General features: G+C 47.6%; 19 protein-coding genes. 11 read left to right on the top strand and 8 right to left on the bottom strand.

What is annotated here, in order from left to right; genetic code table 11:
* Nucleotides 1-184: 184 nt before the first annotated feature.
* The 8 genes from GJU87_RS18590 to GJU87_RS18555 all read left to right on the top strand — a co-directional run bounded on the left by GJU87_RS18590 (nucleotide 185) and on the right by GJU87_RS18555 (nucleotide 12,837).
* Complete coding sequence (locus tag GJU87_RS18590; protein ID WP_153640844.1) at nucleotides 185-1,558, top strand: MFS transporter; 1,374 nt, start codon at nucleotides 185-187, stop codon at nucleotides 1,556-1,558.
* 5 nt (nucleotides 1,559-1,563) lie between these two features.
* A complete protein-coding gene (gene pgmB / locus GJU87_RS18585) occupies nucleotides 1,564-2,214 on the top strand; it encodes a beta-phosphoglucomutase (protein WP_153640843.1) in 651 nt (216 codons plus the stop codon).
* 103 nt (nucleotides 2,215-2,317) lie between these two features.
* On the top strand, nucleotides 2,318-4,648 hold the full coding sequence (locus GJU87_RS18580; protein ID WP_153640842.1) for a family 65 glycosyl hydrolase domain-containing protein: 2,331 nt from the start codon (nucleotides 2,318-2,320) through the stop codon (nucleotides 4,646-4,648).
* Between the two features lie 4 nt (nucleotides 4,649-4,652).
* A complete protein-coding gene (locus GJU87_RS18575; RefSeq protein WP_153640841.1) occupies nucleotides 4,653-6,506 on the top strand; it encodes a glycoside hydrolase family 13 protein in 1,854 nt (617 codons plus the stop codon).
* A gap of 81 nt (nucleotides 6,507-6,587) precedes the next feature.
* The gene (locus GJU87_RS18570; RefSeq protein WP_153640840.1) at nucleotides 6,588-8,951 is read left to right on the top strand and encodes a TIM-barrel domain-containing protein; all 2,364 of its coding nucleotides are present in this window, start codon (nucleotides 6,588-6,590) and stop codon (nucleotides 8,949-8,951) included.
* A 23-nt stretch (nucleotides 8,952-8,974) separates the two neighbouring features.
* Entirely contained in the window at nucleotides 8,975-10,372 is a 1,398-nt protein-coding gene (locus GJU87_RS18565; protein WP_228492053.1) for an alpha-amylase family glycosyl hydrolase, read from the top strand.
* A 368-nt stretch (nucleotides 10,373-10,740) separates the two neighbouring features.
* A complete protein-coding gene (locus tag GJU87_RS18560) occupies nucleotides 10,741-11,919 on the top strand; it encodes an aldo/keto reductase (RefSeq protein ID WP_153640839.1) in 1,179 nt (392 codons plus the stop codon).
* Between the two features lie 75 nt (nucleotides 11,920-11,994).
* Nucleotides 11,995-12,837 carry a DUF6599 family protein gene (locus GJU87_RS18555; protein WP_153640838.1) on the top strand — a complete coding sequence of 281 codons (843 nt, stop codon included), beginning with the start codon at nucleotides 11,995-11,997 and terminating at the stop codon, nucleotides 12,835-12,837.
* A gap of 69 nt (nucleotides 12,838-12,906) precedes the next feature.
* On the opposite strand, the gene pheS is transcribed toward GJU87_RS18555, so the two are convergent.
* From pheS to GJU87_RS18530, 5 genes are all read right to left on the bottom strand, one after another.
* The gene (gene pheS / locus GJU87_RS18550; RefSeq protein ID WP_153640837.1) at nucleotides 12,907-13,926 is read right to left on the bottom strand and encodes a phenylalanine--tRNA ligase subunit alpha; all 1,020 of its coding nucleotides are present in this window, start codon (nucleotides 13,924-13,926) and stop codon (nucleotides 12,907-12,909) included.
* Between the two features lie 128 nt (nucleotides 13,927-14,054).
* Nucleotides 14,055-14,285 (bottom strand): helix-turn-helix transcriptional regulator, encoded by a 231-nt coding sequence (locus GJU87_RS18545; RefSeq protein ID WP_153632596.1) that lies wholly within the window; start codon nucleotides 14,283-14,285, stop codon nucleotides 14,055-14,057.
* Between the two features lie 170 nt (nucleotides 14,286-14,455).
* Nucleotides 14,456-14,773, bottom strand: a complete 318-nt coding sequence (locus tag GJU87_RS18540) for a hypothetical protein (RefSeq protein ID WP_153640836.1) — start codon at nucleotides 14,771-14,773, stop codon at nucleotides 14,456-14,458.
* Between the two features lie 7 nt (nucleotides 14,774-14,780).
* On the bottom strand, nucleotides 14,781-15,095 hold the full coding sequence (locus GJU87_RS18535; protein ID WP_153640835.1) for a hypothetical protein: 315 nt from the start codon (nucleotides 15,093-15,095) through the stop codon (nucleotides 14,781-14,783).
* A gap of 18 nt (nucleotides 15,096-15,113) precedes the next feature.
* Nucleotides 15,114-15,257: a hypothetical protein gene (locus GJU87_RS18530; protein WP_153640834.1), complete on the bottom strand. Its 144-nt coding sequence runs from the start codon at nucleotides 15,255-15,257 to the stop codon at nucleotides 15,114-15,116.
* Between the two features lie 15 nt (nucleotides 15,258-15,272).
* Between GJU87_RS18530 and GJU87_RS18525 the strand changes: the two genes are divergently transcribed.
* Nucleotides 15,273-16,286 (top strand): glycoside hydrolase family 18 protein, encoded by a 1,014-nt coding sequence (locus GJU87_RS18525; RefSeq protein ID WP_153640833.1) that lies wholly within the window; start codon nucleotides 15,273-15,275, stop codon nucleotides 16,284-16,286.
* A gap of 257 nt (nucleotides 16,287-16,543) precedes the next feature.
* Nucleotides 16,544-19,000, top strand: coding sequence for an FAD-dependent oxidoreductase (locus GJU87_RS18520; protein ID WP_153640832.1), 2,457 nt, complete (start codon nucleotides 16,544-16,546; stop codon nucleotides 18,998-19,000).
* An 87-nt stretch (nucleotides 19,001-19,087) separates the two neighbouring features.
* Here the strand turns inward: GJU87_RS18520 and GJU87_RS18515 are convergent, their stop codons facing one another.
* Entirely contained in the window at nucleotides 19,088-21,196 is a 2,109-nt protein-coding gene (locus GJU87_RS18515; RefSeq protein ID WP_153640831.1) for a M3 family metallopeptidase, read from the bottom strand.
* Nucleotides 21,197-21,368: 172 nt separating this feature from the next.
* Complete coding sequence (locus GJU87_RS18510) at nucleotides 21,369-21,989, bottom strand: flavin reductase family protein (protein WP_153640830.1); 621 nt, start codon at nucleotides 21,987-21,989, stop codon at nucleotides 21,369-21,371.
* A 210-nt stretch (nucleotides 21,990-22,199) separates the two neighbouring features.
* Here GJU87_RS18510 and mgrA point away from each other — a divergent pair, with 210 nt between their 5' ends.
* Entirely contained in the window at nucleotides 22,200-23,189 is a 990-nt protein-coding gene (gene mgrA, locus GJU87_RS18505) for an L-glyceraldehyde 3-phosphate reductase (protein WP_153640829.1), read from the top strand.
* A gap of 454 nt (nucleotides 23,190-23,643) precedes the next feature.
* On the opposite strand, the gene GJU87_RS18500 is transcribed toward mgrA, so the two are convergent.
* Complete coding sequence (locus tag GJU87_RS18500) at nucleotides 23,644-23,868, bottom strand: HTH domain-containing protein (protein ID WP_106541015.1); 225 nt, start codon at nucleotides 23,866-23,868, stop codon at nucleotides 23,644-23,646.
* Between the last annotated feature and the right edge of the window lie 6 nt (nucleotides 23,869-23,874).

Genomic DNA, 23,874 nt, shown 5'->3' with positions numbered 1-23,874 from the left:
AGTGGCTTAACTATTTTTGAACCGAAAATCATTCCATTCTATTCTTTCCACTTAGCACGGAATTGCTTCCGGCGCAGAATTGATCTATCTACTTTTCAGGAACGAAACAACAGGTATTCTATGCTTTAGTGCATTGATATGCTTCTCTGTTTCAATTATTAATTCAGACGATAATTATTAACGTATGGCAAAAAAACCACGCCTAAACTTTTGGCAGATCTGGAACGTAAGTTTCGGCTTTCTGGGAGTCCAAATCGGATTTTCTCTGCAAAATGCCAATGTCAGCCGTATTCTTTCAAATCTGGGTGCCGACTTGCATTCGCTTTCATTTTTCTGGCTGGCCGCTCCCTTAATGGGATTAATTGTCCAACCGATTGTTGGCGCTGCAAGCGATCGCACATGGAACCGGCTGGGACGGCGCGGTCCATACATCTTTGGAGGTGCCCTGGTAGCCACCATTGCCATGTGGCTTATGCCAAATGCATCGGCCCTGGTGGCCATCATACCTCCCATTATTTTCGGAGCCATGATGTTTGCATTGATGGACGGTTCCTTTAATATTACCATGCAACCTTTCCGTGCACTGGTTGCCGATATGGTCCCCGAGGGACAACGAACCCTGGGTTATTCTATCCAAAGCTTTCTCATCAATGCCGGAGCAGTTGTCGGTTCCGTATTACCGTATTTCCTGACGAATATTTTACATGTCCGGAATACAGCTCCCAGCGGCGAGGTTCCACCTTCAGTAATCTGGTCCTTTTACATTGGAGGTAGTATTCTTCTGTTATCAGTCCTCTGGACCGTTTTCAGAACGAAAGAGTACCCGCCGGAAGTTTACTGCGAACAGAACGATCTCGATTATGAGACGTGGAGCAACGATAAAACCGAAAAGAAATCGTTGGCGACCAGGCTGAAAGCATTCTTTGAACTGTTTACCAAGATGCCCAAAACGATGGCGCAACTGGCTATCGTACAATTCTTCTCCTGGTTTGCGCTCTACCTGATGTGGGTATATACCACGCCGGCAGTCGCGCAGCACATATACGGAACGCCCATCGGGGATGCTTCCTCTGCTGCTTACCAGGAAGCCGGAAACTGGGTCGGAATTTTATTTGGGGCATACAGCCTCTTCGCCGCACTGTTCTCCATTGTAATGACCAAGATTGCCAGTGTCATCGGAAGAAAATCGACCTATTCACTGGCGTTGGCATTGGGTGGAATAGGCTACATTTCCATGTATTTCCTCAACACTCCCAATTCATTGCTAATATCGATGGTTGGTATTGGTATTGCCTGGGCAGCGATTCTGGCCATGCCCTACTCGCTTCTGTCCGATGCACTTCCGGCAGATAAGATGGGCGTTTACATGGGAATCTTCAACTTCACGATTGCCGGCCCCCAAATCATTTCAGGAATTGTGGGAGGTACTATCGTGCGCGACATTTTTGGCAACCAAGCCATTTATATGATGATCATCTGCGGTGTATCCATGTTGTTGGGTGCAGCCACCGTATTCTTTGTAAAAGTGAAGAAACACGAAGTTATAACCATCGAATAATTTTCATGACACAGATAAAAGCTTGTTTGTTCGACCTCGACGGGGTAGTTGTTGATACAGCCAAATACCATTTCATTGCCTGGAAAGAACTGGCAAACGAACTAGGATTCGATTTTACTGAGGCCGATAATGAGCGGCTGAAAGGAGTGAGCCGGGTACGTTCGCTGGAAATTCTGCTGGAAATTGGCGGTATTGAATTAGATGATGAGCGAAAAGAACAACTCGCAGCTCAAAAAAATGAAAACTATGTCAGCTACATCCGGAAAATGAAACCGGATGAGATACTTCCTGGTGTAGAAGATTTTCTGGGTGAGTTAAAGAAAAACGGAATTTTGATTGCACTCGGATCGGCCAGTAAAAACGCGCCGCTAATCCTTAAACAGATTGGTTTGACACATCTGTTCGATGCCATCATTGACGGTAACAGCGTGTCGAAAGCGAAACCGGACCCGGAAGTATTTCTAAAGGGTGCCGAAGCGCTTAACGTAGAGCCAACCGACTGTGTCGTTTTTGAGGATGCACAGGCAGGAATCGAAGCCGCACGCAATGCCGGTATGCATGTTATTGGTATCGGACATCCCGACAATCTGAAAAATGCGGATTTCGTTATGCCCGGATTTGAAGACATGAACATTGATAAATTGAAATTCAATTAAATATACTGGCTGCGACCGAACAAAGTAGCCATCCATATATAAAAGTGAATTGGGAGTTCGTCTGAGAATAGAGAAGACGAAACCTGATAAAACCAGACGGAAGATGAAGAATTACCTGATCAATGACGAGTGGAAGATTGTAGAGGACAAATTTCACCCGGAATACAATAAAATATCAGAAAGTGTAATGAGCCTCGGTAACGGCCGGATGGGCCACCGGGCCAATTTCGAAGAGCAATATTCTGGTGAAACCCTCCAGGGTAATTACGTTGCGGGTATTTATTATCCCGACAAAACCCGCGTTGGATGGTGGAAAAACGGTTATCCCGAATATTTTGCCAAAGTATTGAACGCAGCCAACTGGCTGGGAATCGACGTACGCATTAACGACAGTGTGCTCGACTTGGCCCAGGCCGACGTAAAAGCATTCCGGCGCGAGCTCAACATGAAGGAAGGTCACCTCACCCGAACAGTAACCGCCGGTCTTTCTTCCGGTGAAGAGGTTTCCATTCATTCTCAGCGACTGCTCAGTATTGTCGATTCAGCCACCGGAGCCATCCGCTACACGCTGAAGGCAAATAACTTCGCAGGCGAAATTACGCTTCGGCCTTACGTCGACTTCGATGTGATGAACGAAGACGCCAACTACGACGAGAAATTCTGGGATGAGGTAGGCAAAGAAGTAAAGGGCGGAGAGGGATATGTGACTGCCGAAGTTCGCAAGACTTTCTTCCACGTTACTTCAGGAATGAAATTCAGGGTACTGAAGAATGGTGAAGAGATCAAAGTTGAAGCAGCCACCGAAGAGCGGAACAAATACATCGCCAACACATTTACGGTAAACGTATCAGAAGGAGACGAGATTACCATCGAAAAATTCGGTGTCAATCTCTCATCTGAATATCACCCGAAGCAAGGTCTTCAGGCGAAAGCCAAAGAGCTGCTGAACGGTGTTTATGCCAAAGGTTTCGACCAGATGATGAAAGAGCAGGCCGACGCCTGGGCTGTTAAATGGGAAACCAGCGATATCATCATCGAAGGTGACGTGTCGGCACAGCAGGGAATCCGCTTCAATATTTTCCAGCTGAATCAAACATACACTGGTGAAGATGAGCGTCTGAACATTGGACCGAAAGGATTCACCGGCGAAAAATACGGAGGTTCTACTTACTGGGATACCGAAGCGTACTGTGTGCCGTTTTACCTGGCCACCGCACCACAGGATGTATCGCGCAACCTGTTGCTCTACCGTCACAAACATCTGCAGAAAGCCATTGAAAACGCTGAAAAACTCGGATTCAAAAACGGTGCAGCCCTTTACCCGATGGTTACGATGAATGGTGAAGAGTGCCACAACGAATGGGAAATCACCTTCGAAGAAATTCACAGGAACGGCGCCATCGCTTTTGCTATTTACGATTACATCCGGTATACCGGCGACGAGGATTATCTGGCCCCTTACGGATTTGAAGTACTGCTGGGAATCTCCCGTTTCTGGGCGCAGCGCGTAAATTGGTCTGAAGCCAAACAGCAATACGTGATGCTGGGCGTTACCGGTCCGAACGAATACGAAAACAATGTGAACAATAACTTCCACACCAACCGAATGGCTCAATGGACGCTACGTTATACGCTGGAAGTAATTGAATTCCTGAAGAAAAATCACGCAGATACATATGCCGATTTAGTCAAGAAATGGAATCTTGACGAAAAGACAGAACTAAGCAAGTGGGCCGACATCATCGAGAAGATGTACTTCGCATTTGACGAAGAACGCGGAATATTCCTCCAACAGGATGGTTTCCTCGATAAAGATTTGACACCGGCTGCACAGCTTCCCGCAGAGGAACGCCCGCTGAACAAAAACTGGTCGTGGGATCGGATTTTGCGTTCATGCTACATCAAGCAGGCGGACACGTTGCAAAGCATTTTCCTTTATGAAAATGAGTTCGATAAAGAGACCATCAAGCGTCACTTCGATTTCTACGAGCCTATTACGGTTCACGAATCGTCGCTTTCTCCTTGTATCCATACCATTTTGGCTTCTACGTTAGGTAAGGAAGAAAAGGCCTACGAAATGTATTTGCGGACTGCCCGTCTCGATATCGACGATTACAACAGCGATACCGATGAAGGTTGTCACATCACCTCGATGGGCGGAACCTGGATGGCCTTTGTGATGGGCTTTGGCGGAATGCGTGTACGCAATGGCCGCGTAGTGCTCAATCCGTTCATCACGAAATCCTGGAAATCGTATGCATTCCGCATTAACTTCCGGGGTGCATGGCTGCAAATCAAAGCGAGCCAGGGCAAAGTATACATCGAGAATCACTCGGCTACTGCTTGTCCGCTGACCATCTACGGAAAAGATTACACTCTTGAGGGCAACCAAAACCTCGAAGTTGAACACCAAAGCCTAACCATAAATTCTTGAAACAATGTCAAGGTATAGAAATTTATTAGCGTTAATCGCCCTGATGTTGCTGACGTCGTTAGCAACGCAGGCGGCAGTCAAACCCAAACTCGACCGGGTTGAACCACCGAACTGGTGGGTCGGAATGAAAGATCCGCACCTGCAATTAATGGTGCACGGACAAAACATCTCGGATACGAAAGTAAAAATCGATTATCCGGGTGTCCGGGTAGAAGGGGTCACTTCCGTGGAAAATCCCAACTACCTTTTCATCGACCTGGTGCTGGCCGATACCGTGAAAGCAGGCTCGTTTGACATCCTCTTCACGCAGAAAGGAAAGACGATTCAGAAGTACACCTATCAACTGGAAGCCCGAAAAAAGGGTTCCGCACAGCGAAAAGGTTTTTCTGACAGCGACGTAATCTACCTGATTATGCCCGACCGTTTTGCCAATGGTAATCCGTCGAATGACTCGATGGATGGAATGCTGGAAAAGGCAGACCGGAGCGATCCGAATGGCCGTCACGGAGGCGACATCCAGGGGGTAATCGATCACCTTAATTACATTTCCAAACAGGGATACACGCAAATCTGGTTAAACCCCGTACTGGAAAATAATCAGCCCAAATATTCCTACCATGGTTACTCAACCACCGATTTTTACAAGGTCGACCCGCGCATGGGAACCAATAAGGAATATGCAGAGCTTTCGGCGGAAGCAAAAGCTAAAGGGATTGGTCTTATCATGGATATGGTGTTCAACCACATTGGTTCGGCCCACTGGTGGATGAAAGATATGCCGATGAAAGACTGGCTCAACGGTTATCCGGATTTTGAACTGTGCAACTTCCAGAAAACCGTGGCTCAGGACCCGCACGTATCGAAGGAAGATTACAACCAGATGTACGACGGCTGGTTCGTACCTTCGATGCCCGATTTGAATCAGAAAAACCCTTATGTGGCCAATTACCTGATTGAAAATTCCATCTGGTGGATTGAATATGCCGGACTAAGCGGCATCCGCATGGATACCTATTCTTTTCCCGATATGCACATGATGGCACGATGGACTTGCCGCATCCTGAAAGAATATCCAAATTTCAATATCGTCGGAGAAGAATGGGACACTTCACCCGCTATCGTTTCCTACTGGCAGCGGGGCAAGAAAAATCCGAACGGTTACAAATCATGCCTTCCCAGCCTGATGGATTTCCCCATCCAGGATGCACTCACCAAGTCGCTTACCGGCAACAGCTGGATGCCGCTTTACGGGACACTGGCCATGGACTTTTTGTACCCGGACCCGGATAACCTCGTGGTTTTTGCCGACAACCACGACACCGAACGTTTCTTCTCGAGCATCGGTGAAAAGCCCGGCAAGTTTAAATTGGGAATGGCTTACATTTTAACCACCCGCGGCATTCCGCAGATTTACTACGGAACAGAAATCCTGAGTACCGGTGGTGCCAACGGTGAAGGTGACGGCTTCAAACGGAAAGATTTCCCGGGCGGATGGGCCGGCGATAAAGTAAATGCCTTTACTGGCGAAGGATTGACCGCACAACAAAAGACCGCACAGGAGTTTGTCAAAAAATTACTCAACTGGCGGAAATCGAATGATATTGTGGAACATGGCAAGCTAATGCACTTCATTCCGCATGACAACATTTATGTCTATTTCCGTTACAACGACAAAGGCACTGTAATGGTCATTCTGAACAAGAATACCGAAGGCAAATCATTGTCGACAGCTCGTTTTGCTGAAATCATGAAAGGATTTACCAGTGGACACGACGTGATTAGTGGTGATAACATTACCGACTTGTCGACCATTACGGTTCCGGCCATGTCGCCTATGATAATTGAACTAAAGAAGTAAACAAGACTAAAACATATCGCAGTGAAGTATGTAAAACAACTTGCGGTTTTATTTTTACAGTTAGCTTTGATTTCTCCCCTCATGGCAGGGGAGAATTCTTTTTTAAATCCTCAATACAGCTCGTCGGTTTACGCTAACGGACAACTACAAATAAAAACGGACGAAGGCCTCCTTACATTAACGCCTTTCGGCCCGGAAATGGTTCGGGTTGCATTGACCGAAAACGGGGAGTTGCCGCCATCGTATGCAGTTGTTGCTCATCCTGACACGACAGGTGTAACGGTCAGGGAAGACAAGAATTCGGTTACCATGAACCTGTCTTCGCTTCAGATTTCGGTCCGGAAAAATCCGCTTCAGATAGCTTTCATCCGCAGAGGAACAACCGATACCATTGCCGTTCAAAAAGCCACTTTTTCGAAACAGGACACGGCTGGTTTTCGCTTCCGTTTACAGCCAAGGGAAATGATTTTCGGTGGCGGAGAGCGGGCCATTTCCATGAATCGACGAGGATATCGCTTACACCTCAACAACGAAGCACACTACGGTTACGGCTGGGGTGAAGAGAATCTGAATTTCTCGGTTCCTTATTTTGTGTCCTCCAACGAATACGGCATTCTGTTCGACAATCCATCCATTGGTTATGCTGACTTAGGTAAGACAAATGCCGGCACCATGGAACTGGGAGCAACAGGTGGACAATTGGTTTATTATTTCCTGGCGGGAAAAACCTTCGAAAACCTTCATCATTCGCTGGCTCATTTAACCGGAACGCAACCGATGCCCCCACGTTGGGCACTCGGCAACCTGCAGTCACGCTTTGGTTACCAAACGGAGAAACAAGCGCGCGATGTTGTTGACAGCATGCAACAAGCTGGTTATCCGCTCGACGGAATCATCCTCGACCTCTATTGGTTTGGGCAGGGCGAAAAAGACTGGCGCATGGGCGACCTTGACTGGTTCAGGAAGAACTGGCCGACACCGAAGAAAATGATCGCCGATTTCAAGAAGAAAGGCGTTCACACCATTTTAATTACCGAGCCGTACATTCTGCAGTCATCGAAAAACTTTCCGGAAGCCGATAGTTTAGGCATCCTGGCCGATGACCAAAATGGCAAAACCGGTATCATTAAGAACTTTTACTTCGGAAAAGCTGGCCTGATTGATATGTTCGACCCGGTAGCACAGGATTGGTTCTGGAAGAAATACAACAAGCAAATCAAGATTGGGGTTTCAGGCTGGTGGGGCGATTTGGGCGAACCCGAAACATTGCCATCCAACCTGGTATTTATTAACGGAAAGGCCAACGATGTAAAGAATGCGTTTGGTCTTGTGTGGAGCAAAATGCTACACGACAAATACGCAGCCAACTATCCGGATGTTCGGTTATTCCATCTCAACCGCGCCGGATTTGCCGGCTCACAGCGTTATTCCAGTTTCCCTTGGTCGGGAGACGTAGGGCACTCATGGGCAGGACTGAAAGCGCAGGTTCCCATCATGCTGGGCATGAGCATGTGCCAGATTCCTTATGCCAGCTCCGATTTGGGTGGTTTCAGCATCGGGAAAAAGGACGAAGCATTGTATCGCCGCTGGCTGCAGTTTGGCGTATTCAACCCCATTTTCCGACCGCACTCGGGAACGGCGCCGCCCGAACCGATTTATTATTCCGATTCGACACAACACATCGTGCGCAACCTCATCAAACTGCGCTACCGGTTGATGCCCTACAATTATACCCTGGCGTGGCAACAGAGCGTAACAGGAGAACCTCTGGCCTCCCCCGTTTTCTATAAATCGGCTTATCCGAAAAAATACTGGTCCAACAACGACCTGTACTATTGGGGTGATGCCTTTCTTGTTTCACCGGTGTTAAATGCAGGAGTAAAATCGAACGACATTTTGTTGCCGCGCGGAACATGGTTCGATTACTTCAGCGGAAAGGAATACGACGGCAATGGCTGGGTTCACTTTAACCTGAACGACTCGACGATTCCCGTATTTGTCAAAGCCGGAAGTTTCATTCCGTCAGTACCGGTATTCTATTCCACCGCCCAGTATTCAAGCCAGAAACTAACGGTTGATTATTACCATTCGCCGGAAGTAAAACAGGCTGAGTACACCATGTACGACGACGACGGTCATACGCGAAATGCCTACAAAAAAGGCGAGTATGAATTGCTGCACTTTACACAACAGTCAAACAAAAATGGCATGACATTTCGCTTCACGCGTGATGGAGGACATTATTCCGGTGCACCGGAAAACCGGGAGATGAAACTGGTTGTTCACCATGCAGAAGGCATACAAACCGTTCAGGTTGACAATGTTCAAATCCCGCTGAACGAAAACGCTGAGGGAACAGCCTATTCTGCCCAAATGAAAGAAAAGAATCTCGTTATTCGCTTCCCGTGGAAGATGAGTGATGAGGTGACCATACAACTGAATTAATCGTTATTCTAAAACAGAAAGTGATGCTTAGATTAAGAAACTTATTGGTATTGGCCCTGATGGCTGGCATGTTTTTTACGGCTTGCAACGGCACGTCGAAAAAGAAGGCCGAGAAAAAAGCTAATGAAAAAGAGGTTGCCGGTCCGGGCAAGGCAGAAGCCATCTTTCCAGATTGGTCCCGCGACGCGACCATTTACGAAGTGAATATTCGTCAGTACACCAAAGAGGGAACCTTCGCCGCCTTTGAAAAAAGTCTTCCCCGTCTGAAAAAACTGGGCGTAGACATTCTCTGGATTATGCCGATTTACCCGATTAGCGAAAAGAACCGAAAAGGTACGCTGGGGTCGTATTATGCTATCGCAGATTACAAGGGAGTTAATCCTGAATTCGGTAACCTGGCAGATTTCAAGCAACTGGTAGACAAAGCGCATGAAATGGGCTTTCACGTGTTACTCGACTGGGTGGCTAATCACACCGGATGGGACAACAAATGGATTACCGAACATCCGGACTGGTACACGCAGGATTCGCTGGGTCACATCATTTCTCCGGTTCCCGACTGGACCGATGTTGCTGATTTAAACTACAACAATCCCAACATGCGCGCGGCCATGATCGACGCTATGAAATACTGGGTAAAAGAAGCCAACATCGATGGTTACCGCTGCGACGTTGCCGGTAGCGTTCCGGTCGATTTCTGGAACCAGGCGCGCGCCGAACTGGATGCCATCAAACCGGTGTACATGCTGGCGGAAGATGCTGACAACATGAACCTATTGAAAAAGGCATTCAATGCCAATTATGGCTGGCCCTTCCTTCACATCATGAATGAGATTTACAAAGGGAAAAAAACCTCGGCTGATATCGTCAACTACTTCGAGAAAACATACGCTGCTTACCCGCAAGGTTCGTACCCGATGATGTTTACCACCAACCACGATGAAAACTCTTGGAACGGTACTGCATACGAGCGTCTGGGCGATGCAGTGAAAACATTCTCGGCACTCACTTTTGTTGTTCCGGGAATACCGTTGATTTACAGTGGCCAGGAAGCCGGTTTGAACAAGCGCCTCTCATTCTTCGAGAAAGACCAAATCGATTGGAGCGATCTGTCGATGAGTAATTTCTTCCATAAGCTGGTTCAGCTGAAGAAAGACAACAATGCGCTGTGGAACGGAAACTCGGGCGGTGACTTTGAGAACCTGCAGAACTCAGCAATGCCGAAAGTATTAACCTTCTCACGTAAGAACAACGGCAACGAGGTAGTATCGGTATTCAACCTATCACCGGAAGCGGTGTCATTCGAAATTACCGGCTCCATTCCGGAAGGAACTTTCAAGGAAGCCTTCACCGGACAGGAACGTACGCTCAACGGCATCTTTAAACTAAAACCGTGGGGCTACCAGATATTTGTAAAATAGTTTAGTTTGGTTTAGTTAGTTTTTATCGTTGAAGCATCTTCCTTCCGGGGAAGGTGCTTTTTTTATTTTTGAAAACTCTACCCAAATTTTTTCCCTTTCTAAATAAGATTCAACAACCAGTAATTTCAACCACTATACTCTCCTGTAAGCAATTTCATTTCATCATTGAATCCTACGCTTCTTTTGTTTCTGGACGCTTCAGATTATCTTGTGAATTAAATAATTAAAGAGGAAGACTCCCTGTGAGGTTATTCCGAACAGTGCAACGGATGATATGGATATTTACAAATTCCTACATTGCTTGCAACCGACTGATTGGTTGCATTTTTAAACATTGAAACTGAAAAACCAACTAAACAATTAACAACATGTCAGAAGCTAAACTTGACCGCCGTCATTTTTTGCGGCTGGGGGCTGCTGCTACGGCTGGATTAACAACTGCCGTTGCTTTCACTCCCGAAAATGCGAGGGCTTCATCGAAAGCCGACAAGAAAATCATTACCCGGAAACTGGGTAATACCGGTATCGAACTTCCCATTGTCAGTATGGGCGTTATGCGCGCTGACAATCCCAACATTCTGAAAGCCGCCTACCAAATAGGAATCAAACATTTCGATACGGCACACGGCTATCAGGGTGGTCGCAATGAAGAGATGGTTGGTGAGTTTTTCAAAGACAAACCACGCGATTCATTTATCGTTTCCACGAAAATCCACCCAGACGGTGGGGGGATTTCCACTGAGAAATTCATGGAAATGCTGGACATTAGTCTAAAAAGGCTGCAAATGGATCATGTCGATATTCTCTATCTGCATGCCGCCAACGACAAAGACTATACACTCGATCCGCGTTACCTGGCAGCACTCAAACAAGCCAAAGCAGAGGGCAAAGCAAAACATCTGGGCGTAACCACACATTCCAACATGGCTGAAGTCATCAATGCAGCCGTAGACAGCAAGATTTACGAAGTTGTTTTGACTTCTTATAACTTCCGCCTGGCGAAAGATGAAGAGCTTCACAAAGCGTTAAGAAAAGCCAATGAAGCAGGCTTAGGTATTATTGGAATGAAAAACATGGCCGGAGGTTTCCTCGACCGGGAAAAACAAAAACCGGTGAACTGCAAAGCGGCGTTAAAATGGGCGCTCACCAATCCGGATGTTCATACCTGTATCCCCGGCTTCACCACCTACGAGATGCTGATGGAAAACTGGTCGGTTGCTTCTGATATCAACCTGGACGCAAAAGAAATGAGCGACCTGCAACTGGCTTCCAACGAAGTAGGATTGTATTGCCAAGGTTGTCAAAGCTGTAACGGGCAGTGTCCGGAAAATCTGCCCATACCCGACCTGATGCGATCGTACATGTACAATTACGGCTACAGTTATCCGGCAAAAGCATACGAAACAGTAGCTGCACTTTCATTACCCGAAAATCCATGCGCCAATTGTGATGAATGCACCGTTACCTGTCCCAACGGTCTGAATGTTGGTGAACGGGTAGCCGATATCGCCCGAATCCGGAATATTCCGGGCGAGTTTCTGATATAATCAATCAATTAATTAACCTTCACTATCCGGGGATGATTTTTGAATTGTTCCCGGAATTTTTAAACCCAAATGTTCATGTTCAAAAAACCATTGATTCTGCTCATTCTGCTGCTGCCGGTTTTTGCTTTCGCTGAAGATGTCAAATTCCCAAAGATTGAGGGATGGCAACAGGACGGTGAAGTGAAAACCTACAACCGCGACAACCTATTCGAACGCATCGACGGTGCTTCGGAGTTTTACTTCAGCTACGCGTTCGAAAAACTGTACGTTGCCGAATACAAAAAGGGAGATGCCGAGCTGACCATCGAAATTTACGACCAGCACGACCCGGTTCATGCGTACGGAATTTACAGCATGGAACGTCCGCCATCTGCCGATACAAAATCCATCGGTCTCGAAGGTTATTACGACGATGCCACGCTGAATTTCACAACCGGAAAATACTACGTGAAGATGAATACATACCATGTAGAAAATGCCGGGGAAACTCTTCTGACAAAAGTGGCTCAGCAACTGGCTCCCACTTTGTGTGAAGCCCCGAAGCTGCCGGCTCAGTATGCTGCTTTTCCGCAAGAAAGCATGGTACCGCATTCACAGCAGTATGTCTCTACCAATTTCATGGGATTAAGCATGATGGGCTCGGCCTTCAGGGCAAAATACACCGGCAGTGAAGGCGATTTCACGCTTTTTATTATGCATAAAAAAGATCGGGATGCTGCAGCCGAAACCATGAAGAAATACCAGGAGTTCAGTCAGGCTGAATCCATCAAAACAGAAGAGGGAGAATACACCATCGACGATCCGTTTAACGGTACTATTTACCTACTGTGGAAAGGGAATTACCTGGTGGGCGCATCGGGCAAAGTAACACCGGAAAAAGCTTTCGCTCTTGCCAAAGAAACCATGAAAAACTTATAGACCTATTTCATGCAAAACAAAAGGCTGCCCGATAAAGGCAGCCTTTCTTATATAATATGAAGTAAACTCTTAGTGAGCTGATTTGAATTGATTCAGGAAGCGCACGTCATTCTCGAAATAGAGGCGCAAGTCGTTGATACCGTATTTCAACATGGCGATGCGCTCGATTCCCATTCCGAAGGCAAAACCGGTGTACTTGTTGCTATCAATGCCCGATGATTCCAATACATTGGGATCGACCATACCGCAACCGAGAATTTCCAGCCAGCCGGTGTGCTTACAAACGTTACATCCTTCGCCGCCACAAATAGAGCACGAAACATCCATCTCAGCCGACGGCTCGGTGAACGGGAAGTACGACGGACGCATCCGGATTTTTGTTTCCTCGCCGAAAAGTTCCTGTGCAAAGTAAAGCAGGGTCTGTTTCAGGTCGGCAAACGAAACATTCTCATCGATATACAATCCCTCAATCTGGTGGAACATACAATGTGCCCGGGCCGAAATGGCTTCGTTCCGGAAAACGCGCCCCGGAGTGACCGTACGAATCGGTGGCTCCATCTCTTCCATGTCGTGCACCTGCACCGAAGAAGTATGCGTACGCAGCAAAATATCCGGATTACGCTGAATAAAGAATGTATCCTGCATATCGCGGGCCGGGTGTTCTTCCGGAAAGTTCAACGCCGAGAAAACATGCCAGTCATCTTCAATTTCCGGTCCTTCCGTTACCACGAAACCCAACCGCTTGAAGATATCGAGAATCTCATTCCGTACGATGGAAAGCGGGTGACGGGTACCCAGTTTCATCGATTCTCCCGGAAGGGTAAAATCGATACCGGCTACACTATCCTTCTGCTCCTGCAAACCGCTGCGCAACACGTCCAAACGCTCCTGGGCAAAATCCCTGAGGGTATTAATGGCCTGTCCAACTTCGCGTTTTTGCTCAGCCGGAACATCCCGGAATTCAGCAAAAAGTTTTGAAACCTCTCCTTTTTTGCTGAGGTATTTAATACGCAATTGTTCTACTTCCTCAGCCGATTGAGCCGCCACGGCTTCAATCTCTTTCTTCAGTTGTTCGATCTTATCTAGCATTCCTTCCGGATTTTTTCTGAAGGGCAAATTTATAAAATAATCAGCATAATCGCCGGACTTTCATGAGGAAGAGGGGAAATACCCCGGGAGTCCATACCAGCTCCTGACACTGATTGTGCATATAAACGTTAGCTTCCTTCATGGGTCAAATCATTTCTGTCGACAGGAACCGGGCCCAGTTCGTACCCGAAAAGTTTAAGCACCTGATTTACTTTGTTCATTTGCAAAGTTGGTTTGCCCTGCTCGATCTCACGGATAAACCGCAGTCCGACGCCGGCTTTAAACGAAAGTTCTTCCTGGGTTAAACCCAAAGCCTTTCGTTTCTCTTTAACAAACTGATGTACCTTCTTACTATCCATAATATACCTGTTCGGGTATAAAAATAACATTATTCTGGTCAATTATACCTGTTCGGGTATAAAATAATGGTTTCGACACAAAAATATACCCGTACGGGTATATAATAACACGAAGCAACGCAAATCATACCCGTTTGGGATGAAATTGACCCAACAGGGAGTTCCCCGGGTTAGAAATTTTGACCACGATCCATGATTATGCTCCCGTTTAACGATATTCCGTCGTACCAGTAGTCCGTTCCGTTGACCTTCCAATTCATTCCTCCAATCGCCGAGTCGTTTCCGCCCACCGTCTTGTTCATTCCGGTGCCGGCCATCATGTTTCCGCCGCTCGTGATCATCATTCCGCTGTGCCCCGGATAGTTTCTGTTACCACCGGAGATGTTTCCGCTGTCCGCGACTGCTATTCCGGCAGCAGAAACTGACTTTCCGGCAGTTAGCAAGTATTTTCCGTTAGGCCCGGAGTACGTTCCGCTTCGTCGGTACATGTTTCCGTTACCCGGCATGTGGTTTCCGCTCGCCTTCCTGTTCGCCCAATGCATGCCGGAGTAGTTCCAACTGACCGCTAGGTTCCTCCAACGCATGCCGGAGTAATTCCAACGACCGGGGAAGTACTTCCAACACCTCTCCGGGTTCGTCCAACCTACCGGAAAGTGGTTCCAACGGCTGCATTAGTAGTTCCAACGACCCGCTGACTTCGTCCAATGCATGACGGAGTAGTTCCAACACCTGTCGCAGTAGTTCCAACGGGTAGCGGAGTAGTTCCAACCAACCGCTGACATCTTCCAACGACGAACGGAGTTGTTCCAACCAGTAAAACCGGTTGTTTCAGCCAATCTGATCTGTCCGGTACGACCACCCGGCTCCGTCGTTAAGCCCTGCCTTCTTTCTGACTCTTTCCACATTTGAAAAGTTTTGCCAGTCATGCCGCAGATGACTATCTTCGGCACCGTACCATGCTTTTCCAGGCATATACCTGACCAATAAATGAAAAACAACCTGTTCCGATTTCAACTGAAGTGGCTGGTTTCGATGCTTCCGCTGATGTTTATCCTTGCTTCGTGCCAAAAGGACGACAGCCCGGTAACACCACCTCAACCCACAACCGTTGAAAGCCCGATCATCATCGCCGGCTATTTGCCCGATTACAGCTTCAGCAGCTTCGATTTCGACGCACTGAATTTACTGTCACGCGTCTATTTCTTCTCGGTAGCACCCGACCAATCAGGCAGCTTCACCATTTCTCCGGAAATGACAGCGCACATCCGTGAGGTCAAATCGGCCATTGGCAGTCAGCATATCGAGCTCTTCCTGGTGCTGGGCGGTTGGTACGAATCAGAAACCATTTTCCCGATGGCGGCTTCCGCCGAAAAAAGAGCGCAGTATGTAGCCGATATCACCAACTTCTGCGTAAGCGAAAAGCTCGCCGGAGTGGACCTCGACTGGGAAGACTACCCTCAATCGATTCCACAGCAGGACTACGAAGCACTCTGCTCGGATCTGTCAGCATCCCTGCACAATCAGAAGCTGATGTTCTCGGTGGCGGCAACTACTTACAATGTACAGCGCTCCGTCGCGATAGCCAATTACGCCGATTTCCTCAACCTGATGATTTACGACTCGTTTGACAACAGCGGCAACCAGGCCACTGCCAATCAATTTGTCGATGCACTCACAACATTCAGCGAAGCAGGTGTTCCCAAATCGAAACTCATAGGCGGTGTGCCGTTTTACGGACGACGGGTGCCCGGAGCCTCCACCGATGAGCCATCGGCACTCACCTACCGCCAAATTGTTGCCCGGTATCAGCCCGGCGTGAACATGAACAAGGCCGGCGACTACTCATACAATGGCCCTGATTTGCTGGCACTGAAGACCCGCTATCTTATCGACAAAAGCTATGCAGGAATTATGGCGTGGGAACTAACGCAGGATGTTGCACCGGGAGCCGCCACATCCCTTCTTCAGGCTATTCATACCGAAGCCACTACCGCCCGGTAGACTTTATCATTTTGTTTAGCCCGAACAATCTCAAATACTATGTTATCCCTGTTTTAAGAGGACATGCAGAAGGTTAAGGATTCCTTATAATCTCATCATCTACATATCCAGACACCTCCATTTTTATATATTTGCGGCCCTAAACCGAAACAATAGAGCCAGCCGTCCAACCTGTAAGAAAAAGCAATATTTCAATTTGAATAGGTATAATACGGTCTGTTCTGCAGACAGTGAGAGGAGTTGATTGAGAAATGAGCATGAAATACATCATTGTAGGAGGAGTAGCCGGTGGTGCCACCACAGCAGCCCGGCTCAGGAGAGTGGACGAAGACGCCGAAATCATCATGTGTGAGAAAGGGCCGCATATTTCGTATGCAAACTGCGGATTGCCTTATTACATCGGAGGCGTGATTAAAGAACGCGACAAACTGTTGGTGCAAACGCCGGAAAGTTTCGGCAACCGCTTCAACATCGATGTGCGTATTCACACCGAAGTGAAAGACATCGATGCAGCCAGCAAAAAAGTAAAAATATACAATTCCCAAACCGGCGAAACATATTACGAGACATACGATAAACTGGTACTGTCGCCCGGTGCATCGCCGGTGAGGCCGCCTATTCCGGGCATCGATTCACCCAATATCTTCACCTTACGGAATGTGCAGGACACCGACCGCATTAAAGCTTTCGTCGATGACAATGAGCCCCATTCTGCTATCGTTATCGGCGCCGGATTCATCGGGTTGGAAATGGCCGAAAACCTGCACCGCCGGGGCGTGAAAGTGACGGTGGTGGAAGCTGCTGAGCAGGTGATGAACATGATGGACCCCGAAATGGCGGCCCAGTTGCATCAGCATTTCAAAGAGATGGAAGTAGCGCTTTACCTGAAAGATGCGGTGCAGGAATTTGCTCCCGATGGCCACCAGCTTAAAGTGAGCCTGAGTAGTGGGAAGAAGCTGAAAGCCGATTTCATCATTCTCTCCATTGGCGTGAAGCCCGATACGCGTCTGGCGCAAAAGGCCGGCATCGAAACCGGTGAACGCGGCGGAATTATCGTTAACGAATATCTCGAAACCTCCGTCAAAGACATTTACGCAGTTGGTGACGGCATTGAGTTCCCGCATCCCGTTACCGGAAAGCCTTCACTGGCATTCCTGGCCGGACCGGCGAACAAACAGGGACGTATTTTGGCCGACAACATGGTGTATGGCAACGTACGAAAGTACCGTGGTTCGATCGGGACAGCCATTGCCAAGGTGTTCGACAAAACCGCCGGCATCACCGGTTTAAGCGACAAGGCGCTGGAAGCAGCCGGTTTGCCTTACCAGTCCACTATCGTGAATGCCGGATCGCACGCTGGTTACTATCCCGGCGCTATGCAAATGGTGTTGAAAATCTCGTTCCATCCCGAAACCGGGAAGTTGTACGGTGGGCAAATTGTCGGCTACAAAGGCGTCGATAAACGCCTCGACATGCTGGCAGCTGTTATCAAAAATGGTGGTGACATTTACGATCTGCAAGAGCTCGAGCACGCCTATGCACCACCTTTCAGCTCAGCGAAAGACCCGGTCAACCAGGCTGGCTTCAATGCCGAGAACATCATTAAGGGATTGTTCAAACCGCTATCGCCGTACAAATTTCACTCACGAGAAAAGGAAAATACATTCGTGTTGGATGTGCGCACTCCCGATGAATTTGAACTGGATCACCTCGATGATGCAACCAACATCGAAGTAGACAGCCTCCGGGATAACCTCGACCGTATTCCGAAAGACAAAAAAATATACATCTATTGCGGCGTTGGATTGCGTGGTTATGTAGCTGCCCGTATTCTTCGTCAAAAAGGATTTAAAGAGGTCTACAACCTTTCGGGTGGATTGAAAGTATGCAAGGATGCCATTGCCGGGCAATCCAATCCCATTAATTACCACGAAGACGTTTACATCCACGAAAGTGAATACACCGAAAGTGCCAAAACGCATTTCAATGTGAAAACCATGGAGGTGGACGCCTGCGGACTGCAGTGCCCGGGCCCGATTCTGAAGTTAAAAGAAGACATCGAAAAAATACAGCCGGGCGAGCGTATGCGTGTGCTGGCTACCGATGCCGGCTTCTACAAAGATGTAGAATCGTGGTGTAATGTCACCGGAAACCGCCTGGTAGCGCGTTCGCGTGAAAATGGCGAAATCAGGGCTATCATTGAAAAAGCCGAACCGGCAGAGGGAGTGAAGGTGATGAATCAGGGCGGAAACAAAACGCTCATTGTTTTCAGCGACGACCTCGACAAAGCGCTGGCTTCTTTCGTTATTGCCAACGGCGCCGCGTCCATGGGCAAAAAAGTAACCATGTTCTTTACCTTCTGGGGATTGAACGTGATTAAGAAACAAGACAAGCCCAGGGTAAAGAAAGATTTCATGGGACAGATGTTTGGTAAGATGATGCCGGGCAATGCGAAAAAACTGAAGCTGTCGAACATGAACATGGGCGGCATCGGCTCGAAAATGATGCGGCAGCGCATGAAAGCCAAGAACGTGGATGCGCTGGAGCGGATGATTGACAAAGCAGCTGAGATGGGGGTGAACATGATTGCCTGCCAGATGAGCATGGACATCATGGGCGTAACGCAAGAGGAACTCCTCAACAACGTAAACATCGGCGGAGTGGCCAACTACCTCGAAGAAGCCGAGCAGTCGAATGTCAATCTGTTTGTCTGACTTTTATAAACCTGCACATAAGTTTATCAATCAGAAAAAAAGGGCATCCCGGTTTAGGATGTCCTTTTCATTTATGGTGCAGAGTGCTTACTCTTTCAATCCACTTCTTTCCAGCAATGCATCAACCGTTGGCTCCTGTCCGCGGAAAGCTTTGTACAGTTCCATTGGGTGCTGCGTTCCTCCTTTTTCCAAAATATTCTTGCGGAACGACTCAGCAGTAGCTTTATCGAAAATACCGTTCTTTTTGAACATCGAGAAAGCATCGGCATCGAGTACTTCGGCCCACTTGTAACCGTAGTAACCGGCCGCGTAACCTCCTGCAAAAATGTGCGAGAAAGCAGTGTTAAAGCAACTACCGTCCACATGAGGGAACAATTCTGTTTTGTCCATCACCCGACGCTCGAACGAAATCACGTCTTCGGTGACCGGTTTGGTAATCGAGTGCCAGGCCATGTCGTCCATTCCAAAACTCAACTGGCGCTCGCTCAGGTATCCCGACTGGAAATTGCGGGCTTTGATGAGTTTATCAACCAGTTCGGCCGGAATCTTCTCACCGGTTTTGTAATGAACGGCAAACAAGTCGAGCCACTCCTTCTCGGTCGCCCAGTTCTCCATGATCTGCGAAGGCAGTTCCACGAAATCGCGGTACACGCCGGTTCCTGACATGCTTGGATAAACCGTATTAGCCAGCATGCCGTGCAGCGAGTGACCAAATTCGTGCAGGAAGGTCTCCACTTCGTCAAATGTCAGCAACGACGGCTTGGTTTCCGTTGGCTTGGTAAAGTTGGTCACGACCGTGATGATCGGGCGTTCCATTTTACCATTGATATTGCTTTGCGCACGGAAGTCGTTCATCCAGGCACCGCCGCGCTTCCCTTCCCGCGGGAAGAAATCGAGGTACAACACCGACAGGAATGAACCGTCCGCGTTGAACACATCATAAGCTGTCACATCCGGATGGTAAACCTGGATGTCTTTATTCTCTTTAAAGTTTAATCCGTACAGACGGTGCGCCAGTTCGAAAACTCCTTCACGCACTTTTTCCAACTGGAAGTAGGGCTTCACTTCCTCTTCGTCGAAGCCATATTTTTCGGCCTTCAATTTTTCGGAATAATAAGCCCAGTCCCAACGTTGCAAGTCGCCTTTCAGTCCATTCGCTTTCGCGAAGTCGGTCACTTCCTTAAATTCCTTCTCGGCATAAGGTTTCGATGCTTCGTGCAACTCTTCCAGGAAACTATTCACCTTCTCGGGAGTCTCAGCCATTCGCTCTGAAAGCACATAGTCGGCATGGCTTTTAAAGCCGAGCAAATTGGCTTTCTCCAGACGGAGATTCACAATCTTGTGAATGATCTCTTCATTGTTGTACTCGTTGTCTTTAAAGGCACGCGAAGTATAGGCCCGGTACATTTTCTCCCGCAGTTCGCGGTTGTCGGCATACTTCATAAACGGCAGGTAACTTGGATATTGAAGGTTGAACATCCAGCCTTCCTTGCCTTTCGACTTCGCCAGCTGTTGCGCCGCCTCACGAACCGCTTCCGGAAGACCGGAAAGGTCCTTTTCGTCAGTAATCAGCAGCTCAAATGCGTTGGTTTCCTCCAGCACGTTTTCACCAAATTTCAGCGAAAGCTGAGCCAGCTCCGTAGTGATTTCCGCATACCGCTTTTTGGCTTCCCCCTGAAGGTTGGCTCCGCGGCGAACAAAACCTTTGTAGGAATTCTCCAGCAACTTGGCTTGCTCAGGCGTCAAATCAAGCGATTCGCGTTTATCGTAAACCGCCTTTACGCGCTTGAACAAATCTTCGTTCAGCGAAACATAGTTGCCAAACTCCGACAGTTTTGGTGAAACTTCGCGGGCTACTGCCTGCAACTCTTTGTTGGTTTCAGCCGAATTCAGATTGAAGAGCACACCAGTTACCCGGTCGAGTTGCTCGCCGGAAACCTCGAGTGCTTCAATGGTATTCTGAAAAGTTGCCGGCTCCGGATTATTGATAATCGCATCAACGTCTTTGCGCGCTTCAGCGAGTGCGACATCGATAGCCGGGACAAAATCTTCGGTTTTGATTAAATTGAAAGGTGCCGTTTCGTGCGGTGTATTCCACTTCATTAACAGCGGATTGCTTTCCGTTCCTTCGGAAGCTCCCTGCGAAGAAGCTATGCTAAATAGGATCATCATCGACAATACAATTGTTTTCTTCATGATTAAAAATGGTTAGTTACTCTGGTTATTATTATTTTTCCTTTTAAGTCTTCATAACGTCTTTTTTATTACATGAACAACCAAACATCCTGATTAAAAATCATTAACCGGATGCAATTTCATAGTAACAGAAGGACTAGGGAATAGTTTAAATGAAAGATTTTTCTGAGAATTACTTCTTCCCGCCGCCTGATTTTCCCTTCTGCCGGGCCAGGCGTTTTTTCGTTTTCGGCTTCATCACGCTGTAGCCAAACCGTCCTACTTCTTTCCCTAGTGAGTAATAATGACCATGCGAGTAAGCAATCGGTTTGGAGCGAATCAGGCTGAACGCATTAGTTTCCGGGTCGATATACCGATCGTCAGCAATCACGTTCACCACTTCTGCCATAAACATGTCGTGGCTGCCAAGTGGTTTGATTTCGGTCACCCGGCACTCGATGCTCACCGGCGCTTCCTCAACAATCGGACATTTGACCACCGATGCCTCGGCAGGCGTTAATCCGGTCTCTTTGAACTTGTCGTAATCACGGCCCGAGCGCACACCGCACCAGTCAGTCACATTGGCCATTTCTTCCGTCGTCAGGTTAATAACAAATTCGCCGGTACGTTTGATGATATCGTAGGAATGTCTTCCCGGGCGAACCGAGATGTAACACATGGGCGGATCGGAACAGATGGTTCCGGTCCAGGCAATCGTAATCAGGTTGTATTCTTCCGGGGTATGTCCGCAGCTGACCAAGGCAGCCGGCAACGGATAAACCATGTTTCCCGGTTTCCAGTTTTGTTTTCCCATATCTTCGAAAATTTAGGCTAAAATACGAAAATCAAAGGGAGTTACCGGAACAGTTAAAACCATTCAATCCGGGCTTTCCTCATCTTTTGCATCCAACCAAAAGCCACAACGAAATCCATAACATGCTCTGGTTTACTGTCCACTTGACGTCTTGCAATTTTAGCGCAGTTCTTTATACCTTTAACCAACTAATCGCAAAACAAAAATGAAATGAACTATTTACCGGCATCCGATCGATACGACAGCAAAATTCCGTACAACCGTTGCGGACGAAGTGGACTGAAACTTCCTGCTATATCGCTGGGACTTTGGCACAACTTCGGCGGAGTAGACGTGATGGAAAACGGCCGCGCCATGTTGCGCTACGCTTTCGACCACGGTGTAACACACTTCGATTTGGCCAACAATTATGGCCCTCCTCCCGGCTCAGCCGAAGAGAACTTCGGAGTCATCATGAAAAAAGATTTCATGCCCTATCGGGATGAACTGATTATTTCAACCAAAGCCGGTTACCTGATGTGGGATGGCCCTTACGGGGAATGGGGATCGCGCAAATATGTTCTCTCCAGTTTGGATCAAAGCCTGAAACGGATGGATTTGGACTACGTCGATATTTTCTATTCGCACCGCTTCGACCCGGAAACACCGCTGGAAGAAACTATGGGCGCACTCGATTATGCCGTTCGTTCAGGAAAAGCATTGTATGCCGGCATCTCCAATTACCCAAAAGAAGCCACCAAAGAAGCATCCCGGATTCTGGAGGAACTGGGAACGCCCTGCCTGATTCACCAGGCAAAGTATTCCATGTTCGAACGTTGGGTTGAAGATGGGCTCACTGATACACTGGAAGAAGAAGGAATCGGTTTGATCGCCTTTTCTCCATTAGCCCAGGGACTTTTAACCGATCGCTATCTTCACGGTATACCGGAAGATTCCCGTGCAGCTAAATCGTGGGGATTCTTGCAAAAAGATGCGGTAGAACCGGCATTGGAAAAAGTGAGAAAACTAAACCAACTGGCAGAGCAACGCGGCCAGTCGTTGGCACAGATGGCTATAGCCTGGTTACTGCGTGACCCAAGAACAACTTCCGTACTGATTGGTTCCAGTTCGGTAAAACAGCTGCAGAACAATCTATCGGCGTTGAAGAATCTGTCATTTAGTGAATCTGAACTGAATGAAATTGAGAAGATTCTGAAATAGATAATGAATTAGATAGCTGACGGTATGATTTCGATTTTTTCTTTTGGAGTTGCTGTTGGCCTTTTGGTAAAAGTAACAAGCGGGGAAGCAACCACTCTTCCCCGCTTTGGCTTTACGACTACCTAATCAATACAATCATCTATGATGATAATATCTTAGATAGCTCACACACTTTTCTCTCAATTCTCTTTCCGCTGGTATTCCGGCATCAGCTCAATTCTGACCTGATTCCTTGTCGATTTATACCAATACGTGCTTTCGGAAAAAGAATAAAGTTAACTGCCCCGGGAAACAGGGCAGATAACCACCTAAACTCAAAAGAAAAAATTTAATACTTACTATCACACAAACCGGGTATCCGGCCATCGCAAATATAGGTCAGTACACTGCAAGTCAGTTGCAGTAATCTGGATTTTATAAACTTTAACGATTTTTAACAAACGAAAAAAGCCCGTTATTCGGGCTCAAACTTGATCATCATTTTTCCGGGATATTTATAATAATAGGTTTCCCGGACACGGCTATATTCTATTGGTGCTCCTCTGTCACGAAGAAAATGCAAATAATTATAAAGCGTGCGGGTGGAAATCCCCAAACGTCTTGCAAATTCATCGGGCGCTCCTGTACTAGCTTGGTGAATGGATTCTTCCATCCGCTCAAGCACATCAACCATTTTCATTAGCTC

This window comes from Prolixibacter sp. NT017 (assembly GCF_009617875.1).
GTDB lineage: Bacteria > Bacteroidota > Bacteroidia > Bacteroidales > Prolixibacteraceae > Prolixibacter.
The sequence above is the reverse complement of the archived record's forward strand: the minus strand, read 5'-3'. Positions and strand labels throughout refer to the sequence as shown.

Coding starts and splice junctions, on each gene's coding strand:
- GJU87_RS18565 (WP_228492053.1), top strand. CDS start 8,975: ATGCTTAGATTAAGAAACTTATTGGTATTGGCCCTGATGGCTGGCATG.
- GJU87_RS18580 (WP_153640842.1), top strand. CDS start 2,318: ATGAAGAATTACCTGATCAATGACGAGTGGAAGATTGTAGAGGACAAA.
- GJU87_RS18560 (WP_153640839.1), top strand. CDS start 10,741: ATGTCAGAAGCTAAACTTGACCGCCGTCATTTTTTGCGGCTGGGGGCT.
- GJU87_RS18555 (WP_153640838.1), top strand. CDS start 11,995: ATGTTCAAAAAACCATTGATTCTGCTCATTCTGCTGCTGCCGGTTTTT.
- pgmB (WP_153640843.1), top strand. CDS start 1,564: ATGACACAGATAAAAGCTTGTTTGTTCGACCTCGACGGGGTAGTTGTT.
- GJU87_RS18570 (WP_153640840.1), top strand. CDS start 6,588: ATGGCAGGGGAGAATTCTTTTTTAAATCCTCAATACAGCTCGTCGGTT.
- GJU87_RS18575 (WP_153640841.1), top strand. CDS start 4,653: ATGTCAAGGTATAGAAATTTATTAGCGTTAATCGCCCTGATGTTGCTG.
- GJU87_RS18500 (WP_106541015.1), bottom strand. CDS start 23,868: ATGAAAATGGTTGATGTGCTTGAGCGGATGGAAGAATCCATTCACCAA.
- pheS (WP_153640837.1), bottom strand. CDS start 13,926: ATGCTAGATAAGATCGAACAACTGAAGAAAGAGATTGAAGCCGTGGCG.
- GJU87_RS18510 (WP_153640830.1), bottom strand. CDS start 21,989: ATGGGAAAACAAAACTGGAAACCGGGAAACATGGTTTATCCGTTGCCG.
- GJU87_RS18515 (WP_153640831.1), bottom strand. CDS start 21,196: ATGAAGAAAACAATTGTATTGTCGATGATGATCCTATTTAGCATAGCT.
- mgrA (WP_153640829.1), top strand. CDS start 22,200: ATGAACTATTTACCGGCATCCGATCGATACGACAGCAAAATTCCGTAC.
- GJU87_RS18590 (WP_153640844.1), top strand. CDS start 185: ATGGCAAAAAAACCACGCCTAAACTTTTGGCAGATCTGGAACGTAAGT.
- GJU87_RS18525 (WP_153640833.1), top strand. CDS start 15,273: ATGAAAAACAACCTGTTCCGATTTCAACTGAAGTGGCTGGTTTCGATG.
- GJU87_RS18530 (WP_153640834.1), bottom strand. CDS start 15,257: ATGCCTGGAAAAGCATGGTACGGTGCCGAAGATAGTCATCTGCGGCAT.
- GJU87_RS18545 (WP_153632596.1), bottom strand. CDS start 14,285: ATGGATAGTAAGAAGGTACATCAGTTTGTTAAAGAGAAACGAAAGGCT.
- GJU87_RS18540 (WP_153640836.1), bottom strand. CDS start 14,773: ATGTACCGACGAAGCGGAACGTACTCCGGGCCTAACGGAAAATACTTG.
- GJU87_RS18520 (WP_153640832.1), top strand. CDS start 16,544: ATGAAATACATCATTGTAGGAGGAGTAGCCGGTGGTGCCACCACAGCA.